1 pseudogene is annotated in these 2148 nt (G+C 41.7%); it reads right to left on the reverse strand.

From position 1 onward, the window contains the following. Nucleotides 1–2148: pseudogene (locus QM867_RS10625) on the reverse strand (hypothetical protein); the annotation flags it as partial.

Here is a 2148-nt window from a genome sequence, read left to right on the forward strand (position 1 = left end):
CTGGGTATGTAACAGTTGTTGTACCATCTTTGCCAACTTTAACATCAGTTACGGTTGGGTTAGATTTCTTAACTTCGTCGGCTATCTTAGCTTTTTCTGCATCAGTCAAGTTGCTTGGATCTGTAACCGGAGTTACTGATGGATCCTTAACGACTTTATCAGCTGATTTCTTAACTGCCTTATCTGCTGGGATAACCGCTGTTGTACCATCTGGATATGTAACAGTTGTTGTGCCATCTTTGCCAACTTTAACGTCAGTTACGGTTGGGTTAGATTTCTTAACTTCGTCGGCTACTTTACCTTTCTCAGCGTCAGTCAAGTTGCTTGGATCTGTAACTGGTGTTACTGATGGATCCTTAACTGCTTTATCAGCTGATTTCTTAGCTGTCTTATCTGCTGGGATAACCGCTGTTGTACCATCTGGATATGTAACAGTTGTTGTACCATCTTTGCCAACTTTAACATCAGTTACGGTTGGGTTAGATTTCTTAACTTCATCGGCTACCTTAGCTTTTTCTGCATCAGTCAAGTTGCTTGGATCTGTAACCGGAGTTACTGATGGATCCTTAACTGCTTTATCAGCTGATTTCTTAACTGTCTTATCTGCTGGGATAACCGCTGTTGTACCATCTGGATATGTGACAGTTGTTGTGCCATCTTTGCCAACTTTAACGTCAGTTACGGTTGGGTTAGATTTCTTAACTTCGTCGGCTACCTTAGCTTTTTCTGCATCAGTCAAGTTGCTTGGATCTGTAACTGGTGTTACTGATGGATCCTTAACTGCTTTATCAGCTGATTTCTTAGCTGTCTTATCTGCTGGGATAACCGCTGTTGTACCATCTGGGTATGTAACAGTTGTTGTACCATCTTTGCCAACTTTAACATCAGTTACGGTTGGGTTAGATTTCTTAACTTCATCGGCTACCTTAGCTTTTTCTGCATCAGTCAAGTTGCTTGGATCTGTAACTGGTGTTACTGATGGATCCTTAACTGCTTTATCAGCTGATTTCTTAACTGCCTTATCTGCTGGGATAACCGCTGTTGTACCATCTGGGTATGTAACAGTTGTTGTGCCATCTTTGCCAACTTTAACATCAGTTACGGTTGGGTTTGATTTCTTAACTTCGTCGGCTACCTTAGCTTTTTCTGCATCAGTCAAGTTGCTTGGATCTGTAACAGGAGTTACTGATGGATCCTTAACTTCTTTATCATCTGATTTCTTAACTGCCTTATCTGCTGGGATAACCGCTGTTGTACCATCTGGGTATGTAACAGTTGTTGTGCCATCTTTGCCAACTTTAACATCAGTTACGGTTGGGTTAGATTTCTTAACTTCGTCGGCTACCTTAGCTTTTTCTGCATCAGTCAAGTTGCTTGGATCTGTAACCGGAGTTACTGATGGATCCTTAACTGCTTTATCAGCTGATTTCTTAACTGTATTATCTGCTGGGATAACCGCTGTTGCGCCATCTGGGTATGTAACAGTTGTTGTGCCATCTTTGCCAACTTTAACATCTGTTACTGTTGGGTTAGATTTCTTAACTTCGTCGGCTACCTTAGCTTTTTCTGCATCTGTCAAGTTGCTTGGATCTGTAACCGGAGTTACTGATGGATCCTTAACTGCTTTATCATCTGATTTCTTAACTGTCTTAGCTGCTGGGATAACCGCTGTTGCGCCATCTGGGTATGTAACAGTTGTTGTGCCATCTTTGCCTACTTCAACATCTTTCGCTGTTGGGTTAGATTTCTTAACTTCGTCGGCTACCTTAGCTTTTTCTGCATCAGTCAAGTTGCTTGGATCTGTAACCGGAGTTACTGATGGATCCTTAACTGCTTTATCAGCTGATTTCTTAACTGTCTTATCTGCTGGGATAACCGCTGTTGTACCATCTGGGTATGTAACAGTTGTTGTGCCATCTTTGCCTACTTCAACATCTTTCGCTGTTGGGTTAGATTTCTTAACTTCATCGGCTACCTTAGCTTTTTCTGCATCAGTCAAGTTGCTTGGATCTGTAACTGGTGTTACTGATGGATCCTTAACTGCTTTATCAGCTGATTTCTTAACTGTCTTATCTGCTGGGATAACCGCTGTTGTACCATCTGGGTATGTAACAGTTGTTGTGCCATCTTTGCCTACTTCAACATCTT

The organism is Streptococcus infantis, from assembly GCF_047463635.1.
Taxonomy (GTDB): Bacteria; Bacillota; Bacilli; order Lactobacillales; family Streptococcaceae; genus Streptococcus; species Streptococcus infantis_W.